Source organism: Cellulomonas sp. ACRRI, from assembly GCF_022346185.1.
Classification (GTDB): domain Bacteria; phylum Actinomycetota; class Actinomycetes; order Actinomycetales; family Cellulomonadaceae; genus Cellulomonas.
Window position 1 is genome coordinate 1 of sequence record NZ_JAKRMS010000006.1, and the last position, 25,086, is coordinate 25,086.

The following is a 25,086-nucleotide window of genomic DNA, read 5'->3' on the forward strand; positions in this document are numbered from 1 at the left end:
AACGCGATGAAGGCCGGGGCCACCCTGGGCGAGCTCGCCGAGGCCTCCTGGGTGGCCAGCGCGATCCGGGCCGGCGGCGTCGGCGCGGCGTCGGCGCGGGTGAGGTCGCCGAGGATCCAGCCCGCCAGGCAGCAGGTGGTCGCGAGCAGGATCCACAGCAGGGCGGATCGGGGTGGGGTGCGGGTGCTCTCGGTCATGGTCGAACGCCTCCGGCTTCTGCGCGATCAGCAGGGGAGGGCTCGGCGCCCGGGGGCGCGCCGGTACCCGTGGGAAGGGCCGGCTCTCACCGCGGCCCAGTGGCGGCTCACGGTGCGGCGGGACGGCCGACGGGTCGCCCGGCGTCTGCCTCGACGCGGTCGGCGCACCACGACCAGGATCAGGGCTGCGCCCCGTCGTCGGCAACGGCCCGGCAGGGACGTGACCACGCGCGCCGTCGGGACGCGGCACCGAGGCCCGGCCCGACGGCGCGCGACGCCACGAGCACGCGTCAGGCGGCGTGCGCGTGCGGCTGTGCGAACTTGAACGCCATCCGCCCGTGCGCGAACCCGCCGCCGGCCCGGATCGCGCTGGCCACCCAGGAGGCCTCGGCGAGCTCGCCCAGGGTGGCCCCGGCCTTCATCGCGTTCTCGCTGTGCGCCTCGATGCAGTACGAGCACTGCGTGGTCAGTGCGACGGCCACCGCGATCAGCTCGCGCACCTTCAGCGGGAGCTCGGGACCTTCGGCCGCGAACACCGCGGAGTCGAAGGCGAGGAACGCCTTGAGCATCTCGGGGGTCTGCTCCTTGTAGACCGAGGTGTACCGGGCGTCGGTCGGGTCGGTGTAGTGCGACACGGTGCTCTCTTCCTGTGGTGGGTGGGGCGGGTCAGGTGAAGGCGGCGACCACGCGGCGCACGATCTCCTCGAGGACCGGCGCGGGCGTGGCGAAGTTCAGCCGGAACCAGCTGCCGTACGCGTCGCCGAAGCCGGCGCCGTCGTTGACCAGGACGCCGCGGTCGGCGAGGTGGGCGGCCGGTGTGGTGACGCCCGTCGCGGTGGCGTCGACCCACGCGAGGTAGGTGCCCTCGGGTGCGGCGAGTCGCAGGCCGGGCGCGCCGGACAGCGTGGCGAGGACGCGGTCGCGGTTGTGCTGCAGCGTCGCCCGCACGTCGGCCAGCCACGGGCGCGCGGCGTCGAGCGCGGCGGTCCCGGCGACGAGGCCGGCGATGCTCGCGCCGTGCGAGGCCAGGTGGCCCACGTCGGCGAGGGCCCGCACGTCCTCGTCGCGGGTGAGCAGCAGCGCGGCCGACTTCAGCGAGGCGAGGTTGAACGCCTTCGACGGGCTGAACGCGGTGACGCTGTGCGCGGCGGCGCCGGGGGAGACGCTCGCGTACGGGACGTGCACGTGCCCGGCGTGCACCAGCGGCGCGTGGATCTCGTCGGCGAAGACCCTGGCGCCGTGCCGCTCGGCCAGGTCCGCGACGGCGAGCAGCTCCGTGCGCGTGTGCACCCGCCCCGTCGGGTTCTGCGGGTTGCACAGCACCAGCACGTGGGGGCCGCCGCGCAGTGCCGCGTCGAGCGCGTCCAGGTCGAGCTCCCACCGGCCGGCGCGCTCGCGCAGGAGCACGGTCCGCACCCGGCGGCCGAGGGTGCGCGCGGCGATCGTGAACGGCGGGTAGGCCGGCACGGGCAGCACGACGTCGCCCTCGGGGAACAGGTGCGCCAGCGCCTGCCGGTACGCCTCGATGACGTCGGCGACGACGTGCACGCGCGCCGGGTCGACGACGTAGCCGTGCTCGTCGGCGTACCAGCGCGCCACCGCCTCGCGGTAGGTCTGGCGGCGGGCGGGGGCGACGTAGCCGAGCTCCGCGCGGGCCACCAGGTCGTGCAGCGCGTCGGTGACCGCCGGGGCGGCGCCGAAGTCCATCTCCGCGACCCACGCCGCGAGCTGGTCGGGGGTCGCCGCCGCCCACTTCTCCCCGCCGCGGCGGCGCAGGACGTCGGCGTGCTCCTGCCAGGTCCGGGTGCGGCCGGGGGGCGGGAGGAGGTCAGTCATCGGCCGCCCGCCCCGACTGGTCGAGCTCGTTCAGGTAGTTGTAGATCGTGAAGCGGCTGACGTGCAGGCTGGTCGCGACCATCTCGACCGCGTCGCGCAGCAGGAACATGCCGCGGGCGCGCAGCTCGGCGACGACCGCGAGCTTGTGCTCCTTCTTCATCAGGGTCACCGGCACGCCGACGTCCGCGATGGCCTGGCGGACCAGGTGGGCGGCGAGCTCGTCGACGTCGGTGGCGAACTTCTCGGCCGGCGGAGCGTCGCCCTGCCCGACGGCCTCGCGCGGTGCGGTCGCGCCGCCACGGGGCGCCAGCACCTCGTCGGCGAGGGTGCGCAGCCGCTCCCACGCGGTGACGTCGGCGTTCACGCACAGGGCCGCCACCGCAGCACCGGCGCCGTCCCGCACGATCAGCGTCGAGGACCGCACCAGCCGGCCGTCGTCGAGACGGGTCTCGTAGCCGGTCAACCGGTCGGTGGAACCGTCCACCACGGCCCGCAGCAGCACGTCGGTCGCCGGGTCGCCGACGACCCGGTGCGTGACGTCGCCGGACACCGCGACGATCGAGTCCGGGAGCCGCGCGAGGTCGTGCAGCACGACCTCGATGGTCCGTGGCAGCGCCGAGCCCACGGACTCCACGACCTGGCCGAGCAGCCGCATCAGCGCGGCCGGCTCGAGCGCGCCCGGGTCCTGCGGTGCGGCGAGGTCCTGCTCGCCGGACGCCGACGCGGCGCTGTTCCCGCTGGTCATCTCTCCTCCAAGTCATCGATCTCTGGTTGAACCCTGCGACGCCGAGAGTAAGAGATCAACTGGGAGTTGAGAGCCGCAACGCAGAGTTTACGCAGCGGAAACCAACCACCCGGGAGGCGTTGCCTAGCGTCCTCAACCACCGATCAACCACCGCCACAACCGGTCGAAGGGAGACGAGGCATGGACGTGCTGTCCCGGCTGGTGCAGAACCTGCTCGACCTCGACTACATCGCCCAGGTCCTGCCCACGATGCTCGGGGTCGGCCTGGTCAACACGCTCTACCTGTCCGCGGTCTCCGCCCTGTTCTCGATCGCGGCCGGCGTGCTGCTGGCGGTCATGGGCCTGTCGCGCCGGCGGATCCTGCGCTGGCCCGCCCGGGTGTACGTGGACGTCTTCCGCGGGATCCCCGCGATTCTGGCGATCGTCATCATCGGCCAGGGCCTGTTCTGGCTGGCGCGCGACGTGTTCAGCACGACGTCGCCGTACCCGCTCGGGATCCTCGCCCTCACGCTGATCACCAGCGCGTACCTCGCGGAGATCTTCCGCTCGGGCATCCAGAGCGTCGACAAGGGCCAGATGGAGGCCTCGCGCGCCCTCGGGTTCGGCTACGGCAGGGCGATGCTGCTGGTCGTCATCCCGCAGGGCCTCCGCCGGGTGCTGCCAGCCACGGTCAACCAGTTCATCCAGCTGATCAAGCTGTCCTCGCTCGTGTTCTACCTCGGCCTGCAGGCCGACCAGCGCGAGATCTTCCGGATCGCGCAGGACTTCGCGTCCATGACCGGCAACCAGTCCTCGCTGATCGCCGCAGCCGTCTGCTACCTCGCGATCACCGTCCCGCTGACGCACCTCGTCAACTGGATCGACCGCCGCCTGCGCGACGGGCGCCGGGTCGCCGCCCCGACGGACGACGGCGACGACCTCGCGACCACGACCCCCGCCACGGCCCCCGCCGCCACCCCGATCGGAGCGCGCGCATGACCACGACCGTCCCCGCCCCGGCGTCGTCCACGACCGCCTCCGGCAGCCTCACCGCCCGGGGGATCCACCTGGCCTACGGCGACGTCAAGGTGCTGCGCGGCGTCGACCTGCACGTCGCGCAGGGCAGCGCCACCTGCGTCATCGGGCCGTCCGGCTCCGGGAAGTCGACGCTGCTCCGCACCCTCAACCGGCTGATCGAGCCGCAGCAGGGCGAGGTCCTGCTCGACGGGCGCTCGGTGATGGCCGACGACCCCGACGCGCTGCGCCGCCGGGTCGGCATGGTGTTCCAGCACTTCAACCTGTTCCCGCACATGACCGTGCTGGACAACGTGACGTTCGCCCTGCGGCGGCTGAAGCGCGTGCCGAAGGACCGGGCCGAGGACATCGGCCTGCGCCAGCTGGAGCACGTCGGCCTGCGGGGCAAGGCGCCGTACCGGCCGTCCAGCCTCTCCGGCGGCCAGCAGCAGCGCGTGGCGATCGCGCGCGCCCTGGCCATGGACCCCGAGGTGATGCTGTTCGACGAGGTCACCAGCGCCCTGGACCCCGAGCTGGTCAAGGGGGTGCTGCGCCTCATGGAGGACCTGTCGGGCGGCGGCATGACCATGGTCGTCGTCACGCACGAGATGGGCTTCGCCCGGCACGTCGCCGACCAGGTCGTCTTCATGGACGGCGGCGTGGTGGTCGAGTCCGGCACCCCGGACGACGTGTTCGACCGCCCGCAGAGCCCCCGCCTCCAGCAGTTCCTGTCGCAGGTCCTGTGATGAGCACGGCACGCGCCGGAGCCGGTGTCTGGGACGCCGACGTCGTCGTCGTCGGCACTGGCGCCTGGGGGTCGATGGCCGCGTGGCGGCTCGCCGAGGACGGCGTCGACGTCCTGGCGGTCGACCGGTGGGAGGCGCCGCACGCCCACGGCTCGTCGTGGGGGTCGACGCGGCTGTTCCGCCGGGTCTGCCTCGAGCACCCCCTGCTGTCCGGCCTCGCGGACCTGTCGCTCGACCTGTACCGCGAACTCGAGGACCCGACGGACCCGCTGGTCACCCTGTCCGGCGGGCTGACCATCGGCCACCCCGGCGGTCGCGCCGTCCCGGCGGTGCGCGCCGCCGCGGAGCGCAGCGGGCTGCCGGTCGAGACGCTCGACCGCGACGCCCTGGCGGAGCGGTTCCCGTTCCACGGCGACGTCGCGCCCGACGAGGTCGGCGTCCTGGACCCGTCCTCCGGGGCCCTGCGCATCGAGACCGCCGTCGCCCGCGCGCTCGAGGCGGCGCAGAAGGCCGGCGCCCGCACCCGGTCGGGTGTGCACGTCACCGCGGTGGTCGAGATCCCGGGCGGCTACCGCGTCGAGACCACCACGGGGGTGCTGCGCGCACCGCGGGTGGTGGTCGCCGCCGGGTCGTGGACGCGCGAGCTGCTGCCCGCACTGCCGCTGCGCACCACCCGGATGCCCATGACCTGGTTCGCGCCACGCACCGGCACCGGGGTGCCCACCGACCTCGAGCGGGTCGGCGCGTTCATCCGCGAGGTCGGCGACGGCGGCGGCTACTGGGGTCACGGCGCGCTGCCCGGCGAGGGCGTCAAGGTCGGCCCTCGCGGCGCGGTCGCCCGCCGCGACGACCCGCTGCCCGACCAGCTCGACCGCACCTTCCACCCCGCCGACGGCCGACCCGCCGCCGACGTGGTCGCCCGGTGGCTGCCCGCCCTGCACCCCGATCCGACCGCCGGGTACGTCTGCCACTCCACCCGGACCCCCGACGAGCAGTTCCTCGTCGGTGAGGTCGGCGACGGCCGCGGGCTGGTCGTCGCCGCGGGGGAGAGCGGGCACGGCGGCAAGCACAGCGCCGGGATCGGGCAGCTCGTCGCCGACCTCGTCCAGGGCCGCGCCCCGACGCTCGACACCGGCTATCTCGACCCACGTCGCTTCTGACCGCACCACCCGCACCGCCAGCACCACCCGCACCGGCCGCCCCCGCGGCCGGACGGCCTCCCTGCCCCTCCCCGGAAAGGCACGACCCGTGACCTCTCGTCTGCGCTCCCCCCTGCCCCTGATCGCCCTCGGCTCCGCCCTGGCCCTCGCCGCGTGCTCCTCTCCCGTCGCCGCGAGCGACGGGGGAGGCGCGACCTCCACCTCCGCGACCCAGGCCGACTACGACCTGGTCACCCCCGGAACCCTCACCGTCGCCGCGATCTCCGACGGCTCCCCCAACGCGTACATCGACGAGACCGGGGAGTTCACCGGTTTCGACGTCGAGCTGCTGCGGGAGGTGGCCGATCGCATGGGCCTGGAGACCGAGTTCTCGGCGATCGACTTCACCTCGCTGCTCGCGTCGATCACCAACGGCCAGTACGACACCGGTGCGGCGGGGGTGTCGATCACCGACTCCCGCAAGGAGACGGTCGACTTCACCAGCTCCATCTACTTCGCGTTCCTCGGCATCGTCGCCCCCGCCGGGTCGGACTACTCCGGGTTCGAGGACCTCGAGGGCCAGGACGTCCTCGTCGCCAACGGCACCGTCCAGGACGAGTACGCCACCCAGCAGCTCGGCCTGGAGCCCACCCGGTTCCCGGACCAGACCGCCGCGTTCCAGGCGCTGATCTCCGGTCAGGGCGACGCCTGGCTCGCGCCGTTCGGCACCGGCACCAAGTACCTCGACGAGTACCCCGACGCCGGTATGGAGATGGTCTACTCCCAGCTCAACAGCCGAAACACCATCGCGTTCCCGGTGTCCAAGGACAACCCGGAGCTGACGGCCGCGATGGACGAGGCGCTCGACGAGGTCATCGAGGACGGCACCTGGTACGAGCTCGTGCAGGAGTTCTACCCCGGCGCCGATATCCCCGAGGACTTCACCCCGGGCTCCGCCGACGTGGCGTTCGAGCGGCCGTGACCCGCCCCGCGCCCGTCGTGGTCGTCCTCGCGGGCGAGACCACGCACGCCGACCCCTACCTGCGCGCCGTGGGGGCCGCGGGGGGACACCCTGTCCTCCTGCGGCCCTCCGCGGGCCGGGCCGCGTGGGACGCCGCCGACGCCGACGCCCTCGTGCTCGCCGGCGGGGCGTCGGTCGCCCCCGAGCGGTACGACCGCGGGTACGAGGCCGGCGTCGCGTTCGACCCCGAGCACGACCGTGACGAGTTCGAGCTCGCCGTCCTGGCCACGCCGCGCGCGCAGGCCGTCCCCGTCCTGGGGATCTGCCGCGGGCTGCAGGTGCTCAACGTCCACCACGGCGGCACCCTGTGGCAGTACCTGCCGCACCACGGGCTCGCCGACCAGCACGCCCCCGCCGTCCCCCGCGACGCCCTGGTCCACCAGGTGCGCGCGACCGCGGGCGCCCTCCGAGACATCGCAGGAGAGGACCCCTTCCCCGTGAACAGCATCCACGACCAGGCCGTGCGCGACCTCGGCGCCGGTCTGCGCGTCACCGCGGAGACCGCCGACGGCGTCGTCGAGGGCGTCGAGTCGCTCGACGGCCGCGTGCACGCCGTGCAGTGGCACCCCGAGGAGCTCGCGCCGACCCACCGGGTGTCCGCCGCGCTCTTCGCGTCCCTCGTGCGGCGCGCACACGCGACCCGCACCGCAGGCTCCGCCGTGGCGGTCCCCGCGTGAACGCCCCCGCACACGCCTCCCCGGCGATCACCACCACCGGCGGGGTCGCGATCCCGCAGATCGGGTTCGGCCTGTTCAAGGTGGCGCCCGACGAGGCGCGACGCGTGGTCGAGGACGCCCTCGACGTCGGCTACCGCCACCTCGACACCGCGTCCGTCTACGGCAACGAGGCGGCCACCGGCGCCGCTCTGGCGACCTCGGGGCTCGCGCGCGACGAGGTGTTCGTCACGACCAAGCTCTGGATCCGCGACCTGGGGCGCGACGGGGCGCTACCCGCGTTCGACCGCAGCCTCGACGCCCTCGGCCTGGACCACGTCGACCTGTACCTCGTGCACTGGCCGGCACCCCCGCTCGGGCGGTACATCGAGACCTGGGACGTCATGACCGAGATCGCCGAGTCCGGCCGGGCGCGCGCGGTGGGGGTGTCGAACTTCCTGCCCGAGCACCTCGACGCCCTGGACGACCACGGCCTCCCGCGACCGGCGGTCAACCAGATCGAGGTGCACCCCGAGAACCAGGAGCGCCACCTGCGGGCGCTCTGCGCCGACCGCGGGATCGTCGTCCAGGCCTACAGCCCGCTCGCGCGCGGTGCGCTCGTCGAGCACCCCGCCCTGACGCCGATCGCCGACGCGCACGACGTCACCGTCCCGCAGGTCGTCCTGCGGTGGCACGTGCAGCAGGGCCACGTCGTGCTGCCCAAGACGGTGTCCCGGGACCGGATGGCGGCGAACCTGGACGTGCTCGGGTTCACGCTGACCCCCTCCGAGATGGCAGCCGTGGACGACCTCGACCGCGCGGCACGGATCGGTGCGGACCCCCGGACGTTCACCGGGGCGTGACCAGGGGGTCACGCTGCCCGGACCGTCCACCGAGGTCACCGAGACCGCACCGGGGCGGTGCTGCTGGTGCCGAGGCCGTCGACCCGGACGGACGAGTGCGACCGGGGTGCGCGCGGCCTGGAGGTCAGCGCACCGGGAGTGCGACGCGGCGTGGACCGTCCCGGACCTCGCCATCGGCCGGAGCCTCCGGACGGCGCTGCGCACGGGTGTGCCGTAGCACGCGGATCGCGTTCGGGCATGCAAGAACCCCCGCCCCGGGGTGACCTGGGCGGGGGTTCTGCGCTGTGCGCCCGGAGGGACTCGAACCCCCGACCTGTGGTCGTCGAACATGGTCGCCGCGCAGCCGACCGCCACCGGCAGGCACACCCGCCAGGGGACGACGAGGTCACCGTCCGACGAGAGCACGGAGTCGACGTACTCGGTGGTGGCGGAGTACTGGCCCTCGTAGTCCATGTGGAACACGTGGACGGGCTTGCGGATGCCGCGGGCACGCATGTGGTCCAGCACCAGGTGCAGCATCGCCCCCGAGTCCTTGCCGCCGGAGAACGCGACGACGACCGTGTCGAAGTCGGCGAACACCCGGTCGAGGCGTGCGCGCCGCGTCGAGCACCGTGCGCGCCGCCGCCGCGGAGTCGCCCGGGCGCGCGTCCCCGCGGATCCTGGTCATGACCTCGACGGTGCCATCCGCTGCGCACCACCCAGCCCCGGGACCGGGCGGTGAGGTGGTCGGCCCCCGGGGAGGGGTGCCGGCCCGGCGTCAGTCCCCGGCGATCTCCGCGAGCGCGGCGAGGTGCGCCTCGACGATGCGCCGGCCGGCAGGGGTGAGGGTGACCCAGGTCAGGCGGCGCGCGTCGGAGCGGGCCGGGGACCGCTCCTTGCGGACCGCCACGATGTCCGCGTCGGCGAGGACGCGCAGGTTCTTGGACAGGTTCGCGTCCGACAGCACGAGCATGTCGCGGAGCACGGCGAACTCGATCTCGGCGCCGCGCCGCAGCACGCCGCAGATGCGCAGCCGCGCGGGGGAGTGCACGACGTCGCTGAACTCGGGGGTGGCGGCGGCGGTCACGCGGCCCCCGGCCGGGGGGACGCGAGCTCGCGGCGCAGGGCGTCGTCGTACCGGCGGCCGAGCACGATCGGCACGACCAGGCCGACGACCGCCAGCGGCAGGACCCACGGGTAGGGGATCGGGGTCAGCCCGATGAGGACCGCGCCGCCGAACACGAGGAGGAGCACGACCATCAGCGCCCGCTGGATCCGCTGCGACCGCGGTCCGGCCGGCCCGCTGAGCCAGACGCCGTAGCGCCGGCGGTACGCGACGACGAGGAGGGGCAGGGCGAACAGCGCGATCGGCAGGAAGATCAGGCGCGCGTGCGACCCGATCGCCTGGGTGCAGGTGATGGCGGCGACGATCGCGCCCAGGACCGGGTGGTACCACGCGGGGGTGACGACGCGCTCCGCGAGCGCGGCGCCGTCCGCGCGGAGGTCGGCCAGCGCCGCGCGGGCCTCGGCGGGCGAGGGCGGGGTGCGGGGCCCGGGGCGGTCGGCGTCGTCGGTTTCCATGTCGGCAAGTCTATGCGATCAGTTGCCGGGAGGGAAAGTCACCGGTGGTGCCTCCCGTCGTCGCCCGCCGGGCCGCGGGCGGAGCGACCGGTCAGGCGCCGTCCGTCTGGGCGAGGCAGAACTGGTTGCCGTCCGGGTCGGCCAACGTGGTCCAGGAGAAGCCGTCGTGAGCGCGCTCGCCGACGAGCGTCGCCCCGTCCGCCACCATGGCCGCGGCGGTCGCCCGCCGGTCGGCGACCATGAGGTCCACGTGCGCCCGGTTCTTGCCGGGCGTCGGGTCGTCGACCCGCTGGAACGCCAGCATCGGCCCGCCGAGCGCGGGCGCGACCACCGCCGAGGCGCCGTCGTCGGGACCCTGCACGGTGCCGCCCGTGTGGCGCGACCACCATGTGGCGAGCGCCCGCGCGTCCGTGGTGTCGAACGTGATCATGCCGATCGTCATCGTGTCCATGCGCGCCACCGTAGGGCCGGCCCGGGCACGCACCGCGCTGAGGTGGCGTCCGCCGACCCGGGTGCGGGTGGTGCAGGTGGTGGCGGGTTCCCGCGCCCCGGGGACGAGAGAAGCCCGGCACCACCGGCGCCGGGCTTCTCTCGTGCTGTGCGCCCGGAGGGACTCGAACCCCCAACCTTCTGATCCGTAGTCAGATGCTCTATCCATTGAGCTACGGGCGCATCGGCCCCGGAGGGCCGTAGAAGAGAGTACAGGTCGCGGGCGCTCGGCCCAAACCGGCCCGGCGTGCGCCCCGCCACACCGGCCCCGCCGCCCCGTCCGCCGCCCGCGCCGAGCGCGTGTGCGCCTCGCCGAGATCGGTGGTTCGCGTCGAGATCGGTGGTTGCAGGTACCGATCTCGTGCAGAACCACCGAGCTCGACGCCCGCTCGACCGAGCGGCGGCGGGGCGGCGGGCGTCGGGTCAGCGCGCCGCGCGCGCCCGCCGGGCGAGCACGACGAGACCCGCGCCGCCGAGCAGCAGCAGCCACGCGGCGGCCAGCGCCCCGCCGGTCTGCGCGCCCGTGACGGCCAGGTCGCCGGCCGCCGCGACCGGCGCCGCTGCCGCGGGAGCCCCGGTCCCGGCCGACGGAGCCGCCGCTGCGCCGGGGACGGCCAGCTCGACGGCCAGCGTCGCCCAGCGGCCGGTCGTGCCGCCGGTCGCGTACACCGTGTGCGCGCCGGCCGGGACGTCCGCGGGGACGGTCGCGAGCAGGCGGGCGACCCCGTCCGCCCCGGCGACCGCCGTGCCGAGGAACACCGGGTCGGAGTGCAGGTAGAACGCGACGGTCTCGCCGGGCTGGAAGCCCTCGGCCACGAGCTCCATCTGCTGGCCCGGGGCCGTCGCGGCCTTCGGGGTGTCCAGCGCCGCGGTCGGCAGGGCGCCCACCCGGGGCGGCTCGCCGAGGACCGTCACCCGCGCCGTCGCCGACGCGGCCAGCGTGGTGGCGGTCTCGGGCAGCTCCACGACGACGTCGTGGGCGCCGACGGCGAGGACGGGCAGGCGGAACGTCAGGCCGCCGCCCGCCGTGACCGTGCCGCGCCCGAGGACGGTGCCGCCCTCGCGCACGACGAACGCCTGTCCCGCGGCGGCCCCGGTGACGGCTGCGGTCAGCTCGCCCCGGGTCGCGACCGCCACCGTCAGCGCGCCGTCGAGCCGCACCCCGACCGCGGCCTTGGTCACGGTGACGGTGCCGGAGCCGGCGGCGCTGCGGTACGGGTCGGACGGCAGGTCGGTCGCCGCGGGGACCGAGTACGCGGCGTGGGGGCTCGACCCGGGCAGGTACGTCGCGACGACGTCGTAGGTGCCCACCGCGAGCCCGGCCGCGGAGACGGAGGCGGTGCCGCTGCCGGTGAGCGACGCCGGGTCGAGGGCGACCGGGTCGCCGCCGGCACGGGGCGTCAGGGTGACCTGCACCTCGCCCGCGGGGACCGGTGCGCCCGCGGGGCCGGAGACGGTGACGGGCACGACGGCGTCGCGGCCGACGGTCACCGTGGACGAGCCGACGGTGACGGTCGGGGTCGCGACCGAGCCCCGGACCCACGCGTCGTCCCAGACCGTCGTCATGCCGGGGGCGATGACGGTGGCGCGCAGCCGGATCGACCGGCCCAGGTCGGCCGGCACCGGCGTGTAGGTGTCACCGGGGCGCGAGAACTCGTCGTCGCCGATGAACCACTGGTAGGAGACGGTCGCGCCCGTCCAGCCCGAGGCGCGCGCGACGAGCGGCTGCCCCAGGACGGCCTGGCCGTCCACGGTGCCCTCGACGCTCACGTGCCCCTCGGCGATCGTCCCGCGCTCGACGGTGCCGATGACGGTCGTCAACGACTTCGCGGTGCCGGGGGCCAGGAGCGGGTGCGACCCGGTCACGGTGACGGACAGCTCCTGGCCGACCTGCTCGGCCGACGGGGTGAAGGTCTCCTCGCGGCTGACGACCTCGCCGCCGACCGACCACGCGTAGCCGAGCGTGAGGCCCTGCTGCAGGGACGGGCTCCAGCCCCAGGTGTCGAACTGGACCCGGGTGCCCACGGTCGGGCGCGGCGCGTACGAGTACGTGCCCGCGGCGACGTCGGAGAGCACGGTCACCGACGACAGGGAGCCCGATGGCGCGAAGCCCTCGGAGCCGAGGAACCGGGCGTACACCGTGCCGGAGGTCGTGAACGCGTAGGAGATCTCCGCTCGGCCGGAGGCGTCGACGGGCGCGGTCCCGATCTCCTCCTCGCCGAGGGCGAAGTGGACGAGCTGGCCCGCGGGGACGCCGACGACGGTCGCGGCCAGGGTCGACTGCTGGCCGAGCACCACGGTGCCGGGCGAGACGACGGTGGTGGACGTCGCGACGTCGCCCAGCGTGACGGACCGGGTCGTCCACACCGAGGACGACGACGTCGTGTAGCAGGCCGCGGTGATCAGGTACGAGCCCGCCGGCAGCCCGGCGTAGTCGATGGTGAACTTCCCGGAGCGGTGCAGGCCGTCGTCGACCAGGGTGAGCTCGCCGCCGCCGGCGCGACCCGCGCTGCTGCTGAGCGCCCAGAACCCGCCCGCGCGCTCGGTCGGGCCGTCGAAGTCGCAGCTCAGGTCGTAGGTGGCGGTGCGGTCGATCCGCTCCGCCCCCGCGACCGGTGCGGAGAGCGTGACGGTGGCCGTGACCGCCGCGGTGGCCGGTGACGCCGGCGCCAGGATCGCGACGACGGCCGCCGCGGCGGCCAGGGCGGCCGGGCGGCGCAGCCGCTCCCACCAGGTCGGACGGGCGTGTGGCATGGGTTCCCTCGTTCTCTCGACGGGGGAGCCGCCCCCGGACCGGACGGGGGACCGATCGGCGGGCGGTGCCGGGATCGGAGGGGAACTGAGGTCCGGCCGCCGCGGCCTGGGTGCCAGCACCCAGGCCGCGACGCCGGGGTCAGGCAGGGAGCTCCGCGCGCCGGTGCATGCGTCCGTCCGGGGTCAGCTCGACCACCGTGTCGATCCCGATCCGCTCCAGGAACGGCCGGTCGTGGCTGACCACCAGCAGCGCGCCGCGGTAGACGTCGAGCGCCTCCGCGAGCTGCGCGACGCTCGCCAGGTCGAGGTTGTTCGTCGGCTCGTCGAGGACCAGCAGCTGCGCGGGCGGGTCTGCGAGCAGCAGCCGCGCGAGCGCGACCCGGAACCGCTCGCCGCCGGACAGCGTCCGCACCGGCCGGTCGACCGCGTCCCCGCGGAGCAGCAGCCGGGCGAGCTGGTTGCGCAGCGTCCCGGCGGGTGTCCCGGGGGCGACGGCCTGCACCGCGGCGAGCGCGCCGGCGTCGTCGTCCAGGCCGTCGAGCCGCTGGGGGAGGTACCCGACCGCGTCGGTCAGCAGCCGGCCGTGCGGGCGGCCCGGCACCGGCGCGGTGCCGCGCACCAGCTGCTCCAGCAAGGTCGTCTTGCCCGTGCCGTTGGCCCCGACGAGCGCGACGCGCTCCGGGCCCTGGACGACGACCGTGCTGTCGACGTCCGCGAGCTCGGCGATCCGCCGCCCGCGCGGGAGCCCCGGGTCGGGGAGGACCAGGTGGATGTGCTCGTCGTCCCGTACCCGCGCGTCGGCGGCGTCGACGGCCGTCTGGGCGGCGCGGACCCGGTCGTCGAGGGTCGACCGCAGCGCGCCCGCGGACGCCTGGGCGCGGCTGGCGCGGTTGCCGGCGAGGATCTTCGGGATGCCGCCGTCCCGCTGGGTCGCCCGGGCGGTCCGCGCGCGGCGGGCGAGCGTCGTCTCCGCCTCCGCGCGCTGGCGCTTCTCGGACCGGAGCGCCTGCTGCGCGGAGCGCGCGGCCTGCTCGGCGGCGGCCTGCTCCGCGGCCCGGTGCTCCTGCCAGGCGCTGTAGGTGCCGCCGAACGTCTCCAGGACGCCGTCGTGCAGCTCGGCGATGCGGTCGACGTGCTCCAGCAGCTCCAGGTCGTGGCTGACGACGACGAGCGTCCCGGGCCACTGGTCGACGATCTCGGCGAGCCGTGCCCGGGTCGGCCGGTCGAGGTTGTTGGTGGGCTCGTCGAGCAGCGTGACCGGCGTGCGGCGCAGGCGCAGCCCGGTCACGGCGATCAGCATGGCCTCGCCGCCGGACACCTCGGCGACGCGGCGCGGCAGGTCGGCCCCGGAGAACCCGATCCGGTGCAGCGCCTCGTCCGCGCGGGCCTCGATGTCCCAGTCGTCGCCGACCGCGTCGAAGTGCCGCTGGTCGACGTCGCCGGACTCGATGGCGCGCAGCGCCGCCAGGGTGCCGTCGATGCCCAGCAGGGCCGCGACGGTGGTGTCCCGCGCGAGGGTGAGCGTCTGCGGGAGGTAGCCGACCTCACCGGCGACCTCGACCGTGCCCGACGTGGGGGTGAGCAGGCCGGCGACGAGCCGGAGCAGCGTGGACTTGCCGGTGCCGTTGCGGCCGACGAGGCCGGTGCGGCCGGCGGTGAACGTGCCGTCGACGCGGTCGAGGGCGGTCGAGCCGTCGGGCCACACCAGGGTGACGGCGCGCAGGGTGACGGACGGGGACATGGGCGTGCTCTTCTCTCTCCCCGGCCTGTGGGCGGGGGAGCGCTGGTCGGCGTGGGCGGCCGGCCCGGGCGCGTGCCGCGGCGGCGACGCGCGGGCGCACGGAGGCGCGCGGCGCGTGCAGGGCGGGGGACCGGGCGGGCGCGCACCGGGGTCGGTGCGGCGCCGGACGTGCCGGGGGACTCGTCGCGGCGCGGTCCACGCGTGGGCGGACCGGCGCCGGGCGTCGGACGGCGAGCCACCGGCGGTCCGGTGGCTAGGCTCTGTCGACCTCGATCGTCTCCACGGACAGGACGGTAGCAAGGTCCCGGGGCCGCGCGCCCGGCATTTTCCGCGCGGCGCACCCCGCCCCGGTCAGCGCACCCGGCTCGACCGGACCCCGAGCGGCCGTCCCAGCACGGCGAGCGACCGCCGGAGCACCCCCGGGCGCGCGGCCAGCGCCTCCGGCGCGCCGGGCTCGGAGCGCGCGCACGCGAGCACCACGCCGAGCGCCAGCATCGTGGCGACCAGCGCCGACCCGCCCGCCGACACCAGCGGCAGGGGCACGCCGATGACCGGCGCGAGGCCGATCACCGTCCCGATGTTGACCAGCGCCTGCGACACCACCCAGCCCAGGACGCCGCCCGTGAGGATGCGGGCGAACGGGTCGGGGTGCCGCCCGATCACGCGGAGCATGCCGAGCGCGAGCACCGCGAGCAGGGCGAGCACCAGGAGGGTCCCGGCCAGCCCGAGCTCCTCGCCGATGATCGCGAAGATGAAGTCGTTGTGGGCCTCGGGCAGGTAGGACCACTTCTGCCGGGACTGCCCGAGCCCGGTCCCGAGCCAGCCGCCCGAGGCCAGGGCGCGGAGGCCCTGCGTCGTCTGGTAGCAGCTGCCCAGCGGGTCGCAGTCGCCGCCCAGCCAGTCGCTGATCCGCTGCACCCGGCGGGGCGCGGACGCGGCGATCGCCACGAAGGCGAGCGCGGCCGCGGCGCCCGCCACCGCGAACAGCCGCAGCGGGGCGCCCGCGACGAACAGCGCCACGGCGACGAGGGTCGCCATGACGAGCGAGGTGCCGACGTCGTGCCCGGCGAGGGTGGCCACGATCGCGATCACCGCGCCCGGCACCGCCGGGAACGCCGCGGTCCGCCAGTCGTGCACGCCCGCCTGCCGGGCCGCGAGGACGCGCGCGAGCCACAGCACCAGGCCGAGCTTGACCACCTCGGCGGGCTGCCCGACGACGGGCCCGAGCGCCACCCAGCTCCGCCGCTCGCCCTGGCTGAGGCCGAGCGGGGTGAACACGAGCAGCTGCAGCACCAGGGCGGACAGCAGCAGCGGTGCCGCGGCCCGGCGGTACACCCGCAGCGGCACCCGGGCGGCCACGAGCATGGCCGCGACCCCGAGCACGGCGAACTGCAGCTGCTCCGCCGCGAGCGCGTAGGGGGAGTTCCCCCGGGCGATCGAGTCCACGGCGGACGCGGACAGCACCATCACCTGCCCGAGCACCACGAGCGTGAGGGACGCGCCGAGCAGCAGCTGGTAGCTGGCGGCGCCGTCGGCGCGGGGCTCGGTGGGGGCCGGGTCCGTCGGCGGGCTCACCGCGCCACGCTAGGCACGGCGCGGGGCGCGCTCAGCGGCGCTGAGTGGCGCTGATGGCGCCGCTAGGTGGTGCTCACCCGCTCCGCCCTGTTCCGCCCCCCAGCCGCGCCCGCGCCCGCGCCGCGCCCGCGCCGCCGCCGCCTCGCGTCGAGTGTGCAACCGACACGTCGAGCGAGCAGTCGGCGGATGCACTCTCGACGTGTCGGTTGCTCACTCGCGGTGTGCGGTGTGCGCGGCGCGGTGCGCGGTGCGCCGGCGGGTGCCGGGCGGGCGGGGTCAGCGCCGGGCGCGGGTCGTCGCCGTCCCCTGCCACCACGCCGCCCGCCGACCGGGCGCGCGCCACGGCGCCTGCTCGGGCCAGTGCAGCACCACGGACCGCCAGCCGCGGGCGAGCCGCCGGCCGAGCCCGCGCGGCGACCGCAGCGGCCGGGCCGAGATCGACACCGCCAGGCCGGCGTCGTACCGCACCGACCCGGGCGGCAGGTGGAAGCTCAGGTCCAGGTCGTCGTGCACGTCGGCCTCGCGGTGCACCTCGTGCCGGGCGGCCCGCCACGCCGCGGTCCGCACGGCGCACGCCGACCCGAACACCGGGGGCCCGCCGAGCGCGAGCCCCCCGAGCACGAAGTACGCGCGCATGTACAGCAGGTGCGCGAGCCCGCCGCCCAGCCGGCCCAGCAGCCCCGAGCCGCCGAGCAGCCTCGTCCGGCCGCCCAGCCCGGGCCCGCCCGGCCGAGACCGCTCCGTCGCATCCGCCGGCCCGAGCCGGAACCGCCCCGGCCCGGTGACCGCGGCGCACCCCGGGTCGTCGGTGAGCAGCGCCTCGACCCGGGCGAGCCAGTCCGGCGGCAGCACGGTGTCGGCGTCCACCCGCGCGATCACGTCGCCGGTGGCGGCGTCGTACCCGGCCGCGGCCGCGGGCCAGATGCCGCGCTCGGCCTCGTGCACGACCCGGGCGCCGGCGGCCGCGGCGAGGCGGGCGGTCGCGTCGGTGCTGGCGTTGTCGACCACGACCACCTCGTCGGGCAGGCGGGTCTGCGCCGCGAGGGAGGCGAGGCAGCGCGGGAGCCGGTCCTCCTCGTCGCGCGCGGGCACGACGACGGAGATGCGCAGCGGCGGGCGGCCGGTCATCGGCGCGTCCCTGTCGGGTCGGCGAGCACGCCCCATCCCCGCACGGACGGGGCCGCCCGGCAACCGGGGCCGCGGCGCCCGACCGCGGCGACCGCGGCGACCGCCGCGGGGGACGGGCACAGCCCGCCCGACGGCACCGAGGCGACCGCGCCGCGGCACCGACGCGGCGCGGCACGGCACGGACGCGGGACGCCGTCGCCACCGGACCGGCACCGGGTCCGGCCCGGGGCCCGTCCCGCCGACGAGGCCCGGGGATAGCGTCGAGCCGTCAGCAGCGGGGGTGCGGGCCGCGCGAGGGGGGTCGATGGGTCCAGGCGAGAGCGCGCCCGCCGGCGCGGGGGGCCGACGCGTGCTCGGCGACCTCGGCGTGCTGATGCTCGAGGGCGGCGCCTCGGTGGGCGAGGTGCGCCGCTCGCTGGAGCGGTCGGGACCGGTCACGGTCTCGGTTTTGGCGCGGACGGTGGTCGTCACGGACCGCGACGGCGGCGCCTCCACGCTCGTGGCCTCGGGCGGGGACGACCTGTCCTTCGAGCAGGCCGCGCACGCCAGCAGGCTGGCGCGCCTGGTGGAGGGCGGGACCGTCGGCCTGGGCCAGGTCCCGGACCGGATCGCTGCCGTGCGGGCGATGCGCCGCCGGCACCCCCGCGCGGAGCAGGTCGTCGGCAGCGCGCTGGTCGCGTGCGGGCTGGCCGCGGTGACCCGCTGCCCCTGGTGGGCGGTCCTCGTGGCCCTGGTCGTCGGTGCCGGCGTCGGCGCCCTGAGCCAGCTGCTGGGCCTGCTCGAGGGCGGGTCGGCGGTGCTGCCGTTCGTGGTGGCGCTGGCCTCGACGCTGGCCGTGGGTGCCGTCGCCGCCGCGGCGTCGTGGGGGCCGATCCCGCTGTTCGCCGTCTGCGCCCCGATCGCGATCCTGGTCCCCGGGGCGCTGATCACGAACGCCCTGCTGGACCTGACCGCCACGGACGTCGTCACGGGCAGCGGGCGCCTGGTCTACGGGCTGCTGGTCCTGGCGCTGATGGCGCTGGGGATCTTCGCGGGCGCGAGCCTGACGGGGCTGGCCGTCGACCCCGGCTCGGTGGCGCTGATCGGCCAGGACGCCGGTCCGGCCCCGGTCGACGCCGGCGCCTGGCAGCAGCTCCCGCCGACGTGGGTGGCCTGGGTCGGTGTCGCGGTGCTCGCCGCCGGCGTCGGGCTCGCCTTCGGCTCGGGGGCCCGGCTCAGCGCGGTGAACGTCGTGGTGATGACCGCCACCTTCACCCTGCTGCGCGCGCTCGTCCCGGCCGTCGGCGAGGCCGCCGCGGCGGGGATCGCGGCCGCCGCCCTGTTCCTGATCGCCCGCTGGGGCGAGCGCCGCACGCTGGCCCTCCCCGCCGCGGCCACCTTCCAGCCGGCGTTCCTGCTGCTGGTCCCCGGGACCGTCGGGCTGGTCGCGCTGACCGGCACGGACTCCGTCGCCCTCACGACGAGCCTGACCACGTTCGTCGCCATCTGCCTCGGCGTGAAGTTCGCCGCCCTCGTCGCGGACAACGTCCCCGGGCGTCGTCGCGCCGCGCCACCCCCGAGCCCGCCCTCCGAAGGGAGACCACCCCGATGAGCACCCCGTTCGCGCTGACCGGCGCCACCGTCGTCACCGGCGACGCCGCCGGCACCGTCCTGACCGACCACACCGTCCTCGTGGACGCGACCGGCACCATCGCCGAGGTCGGCCCCACCGCCTCCGTCGCGGTGCCCCCCGGGTACCGCCGGCTGCGCGGGACCGGCAGGTTCGTGCTGCCGGGGCTGATCAACGCCCACGCGCACCTGTTCGCCGACGGCAAGCCCCTCCCGCCGATCCTGACCAGCGAGTCGGCGGAGCAGCTCGTCTCGACGTTCTTCCACTCCCCGTTCGGCCGCCGCATCGTGACCGGCCGCGCGCGCCGCAACGTCGACACCCAGCTGCGGTCGGGCGTCACCACGATCCGCAGCCTGGGCGACGTCGCCTACGAGGTCGTCCGGGTCCGCGAGGAGATCGACGCCGGCGAGCACGTCGGTCCCCGGCTGCTGCCCTCGGGGCCGCTGCTCGCGGCGACCGGGGGCCACGGCACCCCGACGATCGCCCTGGTCGCGGACGACCCCTGGGACGCGCGCCGCCACGTGCGGACGAACCTGCGCAAGGGGGTCGGCGCGATCAAGATCGCCGCCACGGGCGGCGTGACCGACGCCCGGGCGGTCGGCGAGGCGGGGCGGCCCCAGCTCACCGAGGCGGAGATGGCCGCGATCTGCGAGGAGGCGCACACGGCGGGGGTGCTCGTCGCCGCGCACGCCCAGAGCACCGAGGGCATCGCCCGCGCCCTGCGCGCCGGCGTCGACACGATCGAGCACGGGGCCGGCATGGACGCCGAGGTCGTCGACCTGTTCCGGGACAACCCCCGGTCCCTGCGCGGCTGGTCGGCCCTCGTCCCCACGTTGCAGGCGTGCCTGCCGCTGGTCCGGCTCCCGCGGGCCGACACCGGGGTCGACGACGTCGTGCACGCCAACGCGGCGATGATCCTCGACCAGATGCTCCAGGGCATCCAGGACGCCCTCGCGCACGACATCCCGATCGGCATGGGCACCGACTCCGCGCTGACCTACGTCACGCACTACAACACCTGGCGCGAGATCGACCTGCTCGTCCGGCACGGCGGCCTGACGCCCGCCGCCGCCCTGCACGCCGCGACCGGCGGCAACGCCCGCATCCTGGGCCTGGACGCGGTGACCGGTGCGGTCGAGGCCGGGCGGGCCGCCGACCTGCTCGTCGTCGACGGCGACCCGCTGGCGGACCTCCGGGCGCTCGCCACCCCCGCCTACGTCGTCGCGCGCGGCACCGTCCTCGACCACCCCACGGTGGAGCGGTTCACCCAGATCGACGACCAGCTCGACACCCTCTGACGGCAGCCGGGCCCGGCCGGGCCGTCACCCGGGCCGGTCGGGCCCGCCCCGCGTGCCGGCCGGTGCGCCGCCGCGCGCCCCGGAGGCGGCGTCCAGCGCGCGACCGAGCAGCGCCACGAGGTCGCCGCGGGGGACGGTGAACGACTGGAGCCGCCGGGGCACCAGGCCGGCCCGGACCGCGCCGGCGCCGAGCGCGGCGACGGCCAGGCCGAGCAGCACGGGCCAGGTCGCCTGCCACAGCGTCACGGTGTCGAGGGCGGGCACGGAGAGCACCGGCACCCACCGGGCCGCGAGATACCAGGTGGCGGCGGTCCCGCCGAGGCACAGCACGGCCCAGGACACCAGGCCGACGTCCGCGCCGACCGGGCCGGGCCGCACGTGCCGGCGCAGGATCGTGGCGGTGCGGACCAGGATCAGCGTCGAGACGGTGGCGACGAACGGCAGCGCCACGGTGATGACGGTGAGCTCCGGGCCGTCGGCGATGGCGCGCTTCGCGGCGTACTTGGCCACCGCGCCGCTGCCGAGCGGCGCGCCGACCACCGCGAGGGCCAGCACGGCCGCGCCGGCGAGCACCAGACCCCGCAGCGGACCGCCGCCGTGCCGCTGCCAGATCTGCACCGACAGCACCAGACCGCCCTTGGCCATGCCGTGGTGCACCGCGTACACGACCGCGGACAGCGCGCACGCCTGGGCGAGCTCCGGGATCGCGAGCGCCACCCCGACCAGCACCGTGATGAACCCCATCTGGCCGACGGTGCTGTAGGCCAGCGACACCTCGGCGTCGTCGTTGAGCACGCCCGGCACGAGCGCCAGCAGCCCGCCGACGAGCGCCAGGACCACCACGGCGGTGCCCCAGCCGGGCAGGGCGACCTCGCCGAGCGGCAGCAGGCGCAGCAGGCCGACCAGGCCGATCTTGACCACGCTGCCGCTGAGGACGGCGCCGACCGGGATCGCGACCGTGGACTCCAGCAGCGGCAGCCAGCCGTGCAGCGGGAACGTGGCGGCGCGGATGCCGAACGCCACCAGGGTCAGCGCCACGACGGGCACCAGCACCGGCGAGTCCGCGACCACGGCGGGCACGTCGGCGAGCCGCCGCGCCCCCGCCCCGACCACCAGCGCCGCGGCGGCGAGCAGCGCCACGTCCGCGACGAGGGCCAGCGCCAGGTGCACCCGGGCGGCCGACCGCGCGGCGGCGGTCCCCGGCAGCCGCGCCATCAGCGCGACGGCGACGGTGGTGAGCAGGCACCCGGCGACCAGGGCGAGCACGTCCGCGGCGAGCAGCGCGAGCGCGTTGCCGGTGCAGCACAGCAGCAGCAGCGCGGTCAGCCGGACGGCGCCGGGGCTGCCGGCCCGGGCGGTGACGACGAGCGCCGCGGCGTACAGCACGGTCGCGACCAGCACCAGGGGCCGGGACACCGCGTCGACCAGCACGAGCCCGCCGGTCGCGCCGGTCGCGCCGGCCGCCCCGGCCGCCCCGGCCGGGACGCCGGACCCCGTCCCCGCGCCGGTGCCCAGCACCGCCAGGACCGCCAGCGGGAGCAGCGTGACCGGCGCGGCCGCCGCCGTGCTGCGCGCCGGGCCGTCGCTCCGGCGCAGCAGCACGACGGCCAGCGCGGCGGGCAGCGCCAGCGCGCCGAGCCAGAGCAGGTCCGTCGTCACGGCCGCAGCCTGGCACGCGCCGTCGCGCGCGTCGGCGTGGGTAGGTGGCGGCGGCGCACGGCGGTCAGGCGTACGGGTCGACGATCCGGCCGATGTCGGCGCGGTCCTTGGCGCCGGTCTTCCGCCGGATGTTGTAGAGGTGGCTCTCGACGGTCCGCCGGCTGAGGAACAGGCGCCGGGCGATCGCCGACGTGGACTCGCCGCGCGCGATCAACGCGGCGATCTCCCGCTCCCGCTCGGTCAGCTCGGCGCTGCCGGCCTGCTCGTCCAGCGGGACCGAGGGCGTCGACCCGAGCACCTGGGCGTCCGCGCGGGCGCGCGCCGCGCCGTCGTCGTCGCCGGCGACCTGCAGCAGACCGGCCGCGATCAGGTAGCAGCGGACCGCCTGCTCCCGCATGTCCAGGGCGACGAACCGCCGGGCGACCGCCATCAGCGCCATCGGGTCGCGGCCGTCCCGGAGCGCGTGCTGGGCGTCGAGGTAGGTCAGGTACGCCTCGCCGCCGACCCGCTCGGCGGTGCCCCGGAACGCGGTCGCGAGGTCCGGGTCGAAGGCGAGCAGCAGCCGGTAGATCCGGGTGGCGTCCGCGGCGAGGTGGTGGCCCAGCCCGCGCTCCCGGTCGGTGAGCAGGTCGAGCAGCCGCGTGCCCTCGCCGGGCTCCCCGCCCGCGAACAGGCTCATGGCCGACACCCACAGCGCGTCGCCGAACGGCAGGGCGTCGGCGGGGGCGTCGTGCTCCTCGGCGAGCGTCCGCAGGCCCGGGACCAGACCGGTCTGCTGGGTGTGCAGCGACAGGGTCGCGAGCAGCACCCGGGCGGCCAGGTCCGGCGCGACGACGAGCGCGCGGGCGCGCAGGCCCGAGGCGAGCACCGGCAGCAGCTCGCGGCGGGCCGCGTCCAGCCGCATCCGGCTGCCCAGGCACAGCGCCGCCACGTACAGGCCGCCGACCCAGGTCGCCGGCGACCCGTCGTCGACGGCCGCCCCCGCGAGCGCGCGGGCGCGGTCGACGCCCTCGGCCAGCCGGCCGCTGCCGTAGCGCGTGAGCACGGAGAGCACGTCGGCGCTGTCGCGGAGCAGCGCGGGCCAGCCGCCCCGCTCCCGGGTCAGCAGGGCCGCGGCGGCGTCGTGCCGTCCCGCGATCACGTGGCACGCCGCCAGCGCGACCCGCGCCGCGAGCGCCGCGGGGTCGTCGCCGTCGGCCCGCGGCGCGAGCACGGCGGTGTAGTCGTCGGGCACGCGGCCGTACTCCGCGCGCAGGGCCACGGCGAGCGAGTCCAGCGCCTCCCGGTGGGCGGGCGACGCCCCGGGCGGCAGGCCGCCCGCGAGCCCGTCGGCGACGGCGGCGGGGTCCGCGCCCTGGGCGATCGCCCAGCGGCCCTCCAGGTACCGCAGCTGCACCGGCGCGAACCCGTCGAGGTCGGTGGACCGGTCGGTGCGGGCCAGGACGTCGTCCGCGCGGCCCGGCTCGTCCTCGACCGACAGCAGGAGCCGGAGCAGCTCGGCGGCGTGCTCGGTGCGGTGGTCGTCCTGCCACCGCCGGGTCGCCTCGGCGAGCTGGATCCGCACCCGGGTGGCGAGCAGCCGGGCGACGGCCGCGCCGCCCGCGCCGTGGTCCTCGGCCCCGCCGGCCGGGGCGGGCCCGGAGGCGCGGTCCCCGACGGCGGTGAGCAGGGCGCGCAGCCGGGTGCGCAGGCCCCCGTCGTCCCCGTCGGGGACGGCGTCCAGCGTGCCGAGCGCCGCGGTGACCAGGCGGTACCGCGTGGCCTCGCCGGTCGAGCGCGCGAGGTGGTCGGCGAGCCCGGGCGGGGCGACCGTGACGGTCGGCTCCCCGGCCGAGCGGCCGGTCCGGAGCACGCCCCGGCGCTCCAGCGCGGACAGCCGGGTCCCGCCGAGCAGGGCGAGCGCGGCGCGCAGCGGCAGGGGGCCGACCACGCCGAGCAGCTCGAGCGCGTCCCGGTCCTCGGGCGGCAGGCCGGACACCGCGGCCGCGTACATCCCGGACACCCGGGCGGAGCGCAGCAGCTCGTCGGGCACGGGACCGGGCTCCCAGCCGCGCCGCCGGGCCTCGTCGAACACGGCCAGGGCGAGCGACGGCTGCCCGCCGGTCTCGGCGTGGATCCGGACCGACAGCTGGGGCGGCACGGGCGCCTGCGCGCGGTCCTCGAGCAGCGCGTGCAGCCCCTCGGCGGACAGGCCGCCGATCGCGACCTCCACCACCGGCCGCACGTTCTCCACGAACCACGGCACGAACGGGACGCCGGGCACGACGGTCGTGACCGCCGGGGTGCCGAGCCGGCGGTGCACCGAGCCGAGCAGGCCCCAGGACTCCCGGTCCAGCAGGTGGCCGTCGTCGACCACGATCACCGCGTCGTCGCCCTCGAGGTGCTCGAGCAGCGCCTGGTGCAGCCCGGCGAAGCCGCCCGGCTCGGTCCCGCGCCCGGGGAGCACGCCCGGCAGCGCCAGCCGCACGGCGGCGAGCGGCGGCGTGCCGGCCACCCCGCTCACCGTCAGCACGTCCCGGCCGGACCGGTCCAGCTGCGTGGCGACGCGGCGCAGCGCGTGCGAGCGCCCCGAGCCGACCGGACCGGTGAGCAGCACGCTGGTCCCGCGCCCCACGAGCGCGGCCACGCCGTCGGCGATCTGATCCGTCATCGGTCCCACCTGGTCCTTCGTCGGCGAACGTCGTCGAGCGCGCGAGGCAACCTGTCCCCAGTGCACCGCTGTTCGGGCGGATTGACCAGACCCGGATGCGTCGTCGCGTGGTCGACCGGCCGGCGGGGCGTCGTCGTCCGCCCGGCGACGTGCCCGAGATCCCCCCGGAACACCGGCCGGTCGACCGGGGACAACCCTGCCGCCGGCGGGGCGTGCCTCGGTGGGGGACTGGGTGCCGGGACGGGGGGATCTCGGTGCCCCGGCCGTCGGGCCCTGCGCACCGAGGCCGGCGCCGGCCGGCCCCCAGGACGAGGGCGCCGGGTACCGAGAGCGCGCACACAGGCACCGTCGGGGCCCTGAGCCGGGTCGCGGGGCCGAGAGGCTCGAGACCGCTCGCGCCCCCGGTGGACCGCGGGCGACCGGCCTGGCG

21 protein-coding genes, 1 tRNA gene and 1 pseudogene are annotated in these 25,086 nt (G+C 76.5%); 8 read left to right on the top strand and 15 right to left on the bottom strand.

From position 1 onward, the window contains the following. From MHY85_RS02655 to MHY85_RS02670, 4 genes are all read right to left on the bottom strand, one after another. Positions 1 to 197 (bottom strand): hypothetical protein (locus tag MHY85_RS02655; RefSeq protein ID WP_239192850.1); only part of this gene is annotated, 197 nt, incomplete at its 3' end. A gap of 290 nt (positions 198 to 487) precedes the next feature. Next, on the bottom strand, positions 488 to 832 hold the full coding sequence (locus MHY85_RS02660; RefSeq protein ID WP_239192852.1) for a carboxymuconolactone decarboxylase family protein: 345 nt from the start codon (positions 830 to 832) through the stop codon (positions 488 to 490). 31 nt (positions 833 to 863) lie between these two features. Continuing rightward, entirely contained in the window at positions 864 to 2,033 is a 1,170-nt protein-coding gene (locus MHY85_RS02665; RefSeq protein WP_239192854.1) for a MalY/PatB family protein, read from the bottom strand. Beyond that, a complete protein-coding gene (locus tag MHY85_RS02670; protein ID WP_239192856.1) occupies positions 2,026 to 2,778 on the bottom strand; it encodes a transcriptional regulator in 753 nt (250 codons plus the stop codon). Before MHY85_RS02670 ends, MHY85_RS02665 begins: the two co-directional genes overlap by 8 nt. A 180-nt stretch (positions 2,779 to 2,958) precedes the next feature. Here MHY85_RS02670 and MHY85_RS02675 point away from each other — a divergent pair, with 180 nt between their 5' ends. The 6 genes from MHY85_RS02675 to MHY85_RS02700 all read left to right on the top strand — a co-directional run bounded on the left by MHY85_RS02675 (position 2,959) and on the right by MHY85_RS02700 (position 8,193). Further along, positions 2,959 to 3,756 (top strand): amino acid ABC transporter permease, encoded by a 798-nt coding sequence (locus MHY85_RS02675; protein ID WP_239192866.1) that lies wholly within the window; start codon positions 2,959 to 2,961, stop codon positions 3,754 to 3,756. Continuing rightward, positions 3,753 to 4,517 (top strand): amino acid ABC transporter ATP-binding protein, encoded by a 765-nt coding sequence (locus tag MHY85_RS02680; protein WP_239192869.1) that lies wholly within the window; start codon positions 3,753 to 3,755, stop codon positions 4,515 to 4,517. The genes MHY85_RS02675 and MHY85_RS02680 overlap by 4 nt, the downstream gene beginning before the upstream one ends. Continuing rightward, positions 4,517 to 5,677, top strand: coding sequence for an N-methyl-L-tryptophan oxidase (solA, locus tag MHY85_RS02685; RefSeq protein ID WP_239192872.1), 1,161 nt, complete (start codon positions 4,517 to 4,519; stop codon positions 5,675 to 5,677). Before MHY85_RS02680 ends, solA begins: the two co-directional genes overlap by 1 nt. 88 nt (positions 5,678 to 5,765) lie before the next feature. Then, positions 5,766 to 6,638, top strand: a complete 873-nt coding sequence (locus MHY85_RS02690; RefSeq protein ID WP_239192874.1) for an ABC transporter substrate-binding protein — start codon at positions 5,766 to 5,768, stop codon at positions 6,636 to 6,638. Further along, positions 6,635 to 7,354 (top strand): gamma-glutamyl-gamma-aminobutyrate hydrolase family protein, encoded by a 720-nt coding sequence (locus MHY85_RS02695; RefSeq protein WP_239192876.1) that lies wholly within the window; start codon positions 6,635 to 6,637, stop codon positions 7,352 to 7,354. Before MHY85_RS02690 ends, MHY85_RS02695 begins: the two co-directional genes overlap by 4 nt. Beyond that, positions 7,351 to 8,193 carry an aldo/keto reductase gene (locus MHY85_RS02700; protein ID WP_239192879.1) on the top strand — a complete coding sequence of 281 codons (843 nt, stop codon included), beginning with the start codon at positions 7,351 to 7,353 and terminating at the stop codon, positions 8,191 to 8,193. The genes MHY85_RS02695 and MHY85_RS02700 overlap by 4 nt, the downstream gene beginning before the upstream one ends. Before the next feature lie 414 nt (positions 8,194 to 8,607). Here MHY85_RS02700 and MHY85_RS22020 read toward each other — a convergent pair. From MHY85_RS22020 to MHY85_RS02740, 9 genes and pseudogenes are all read right to left on the bottom strand, one after another. Beyond that, positions 8,608 to 8,772: pseudogene (locus MHY85_RS22020) on the bottom strand (phosphoadenosine phosphosulfate reductase family protein); the annotation flags it as partial. Positions 8,773 to 8,950: 178 nt separating this feature from the next. Further along, complete coding sequence (locus tag MHY85_RS02705) at positions 8,951 to 9,259, bottom strand: transcriptional regulator (RefSeq protein WP_239192883.1); 309 nt, start codon at positions 9,257 to 9,259, stop codon at positions 8,951 to 8,953. Then, entirely contained in the window at positions 9,256 to 9,753 is a 498-nt protein-coding gene (locus tag MHY85_RS02710) for a hypothetical protein (protein WP_239192886.1), read from the bottom strand. The genes MHY85_RS02705 and MHY85_RS02710 overlap by 4 nt, the downstream gene beginning before the upstream one ends. A gap of 91 nt (positions 9,754 to 9,844) precedes the next feature. Next, on the bottom strand, positions 9,845 to 10,204 hold the full coding sequence (locus MHY85_RS02715) for a VOC family protein (RefSeq protein ID WP_239192898.1): 360 nt from the start codon (positions 10,202 to 10,204) through the stop codon (positions 9,845 to 9,847). A 148-nt stretch (positions 10,205 to 10,352) separates the two neighbouring features. After that, positions 10,353 to 10,425: transfer RNA gene (locus MHY85_RS02720), tRNA-Arg, on the bottom strand. A 240-nt stretch (positions 10,426 to 10,665) separates the two neighbouring features. Then, positions 10,666 to 12,996: an Ig-like domain-containing protein gene (locus tag MHY85_RS02725; protein ID WP_239192900.1), complete on the bottom strand. Its 2,331-nt coding sequence runs from the start codon at positions 12,994 to 12,996 to the stop codon at positions 10,666 to 10,668. Between the two features lie 139 nt (positions 12,997 to 13,135). After that, positions 13,136 to 14,737: an ABC-F family ATP-binding cassette domain-containing protein gene (locus MHY85_RS02730; protein ID WP_239192902.1), complete on the bottom strand. Its 1,602-nt coding sequence runs from the start codon at positions 14,735 to 14,737 to the stop codon at positions 13,136 to 13,138. A gap of 351 nt (positions 14,738 to 15,088) precedes the next feature. Beyond that, complete coding sequence (gene ftsW, locus MHY85_RS02735; protein WP_239192904.1) at positions 15,089 to 16,312, bottom strand: putative lipid II flippase FtsW; 1,224 nt, start codon at positions 16,310 to 16,312, stop codon at positions 15,089 to 15,091. Positions 16,313 to 16,588: 276 nt separating this feature from the next. Beyond that, on the bottom strand, positions 16,589 to 17,440 hold the full coding sequence (locus MHY85_RS02740) for a glycosyltransferase family A protein (protein ID WP_239192906.1): 852 nt from the start codon (positions 17,438 to 17,440) through the stop codon (positions 16,589 to 16,591). 304 nt (positions 17,441 to 17,744) lie between these two features. Between MHY85_RS02740 and MHY85_RS02745 the strand changes: the two genes are divergently transcribed. Both MHY85_RS02745 and MHY85_RS02750 read left to right on the top strand, forming a co-directional pair. Further along, positions 17,745 to 19,031 carry a threonine/serine exporter family protein gene (locus MHY85_RS02745; RefSeq protein WP_239192908.1) on the top strand — a complete coding sequence of 429 codons (1,287 nt, stop codon included), beginning with the start codon at positions 17,745 to 17,747 and terminating at the stop codon, positions 19,029 to 19,031. Beyond that, a complete protein-coding gene (locus MHY85_RS02750) occupies positions 19,028 to 20,347 on the top strand; it encodes an amidohydrolase family protein (protein WP_239192910.1) in 1,320 nt (439 codons plus the stop codon). Before MHY85_RS02745 ends, MHY85_RS02750 begins: the two co-directional genes overlap by 4 nt. Positions 20,348 to 20,371: 24 nt before the next feature. Here MHY85_RS02750 and MHY85_RS02755 read toward each other — a convergent pair whose 3' ends face one another. Together MHY85_RS02755 and MHY85_RS02760 are read right to left on the bottom strand one after the other, a co-directional pair. Continuing rightward, on the bottom strand, positions 20,372 to 22,006 hold the full coding sequence (locus MHY85_RS02755) for a proton-conducting transporter membrane subunit (RefSeq protein WP_239192912.1): 1,635 nt from the start codon (positions 22,004 to 22,006) through the stop codon (positions 20,372 to 20,374). A gap of 64 nt (positions 22,007 to 22,070) precedes the next feature. Further along, complete coding sequence (locus MHY85_RS02760) at positions 22,071 to 24,656, bottom strand: LuxR C-terminal-related transcriptional regulator (protein ID WP_239192914.1); 2,586 nt, start codon at positions 24,654 to 24,656, stop codon at positions 22,071 to 22,073. Positions 24,657 to 25,086 lie beyond the last annotated feature (430 nt).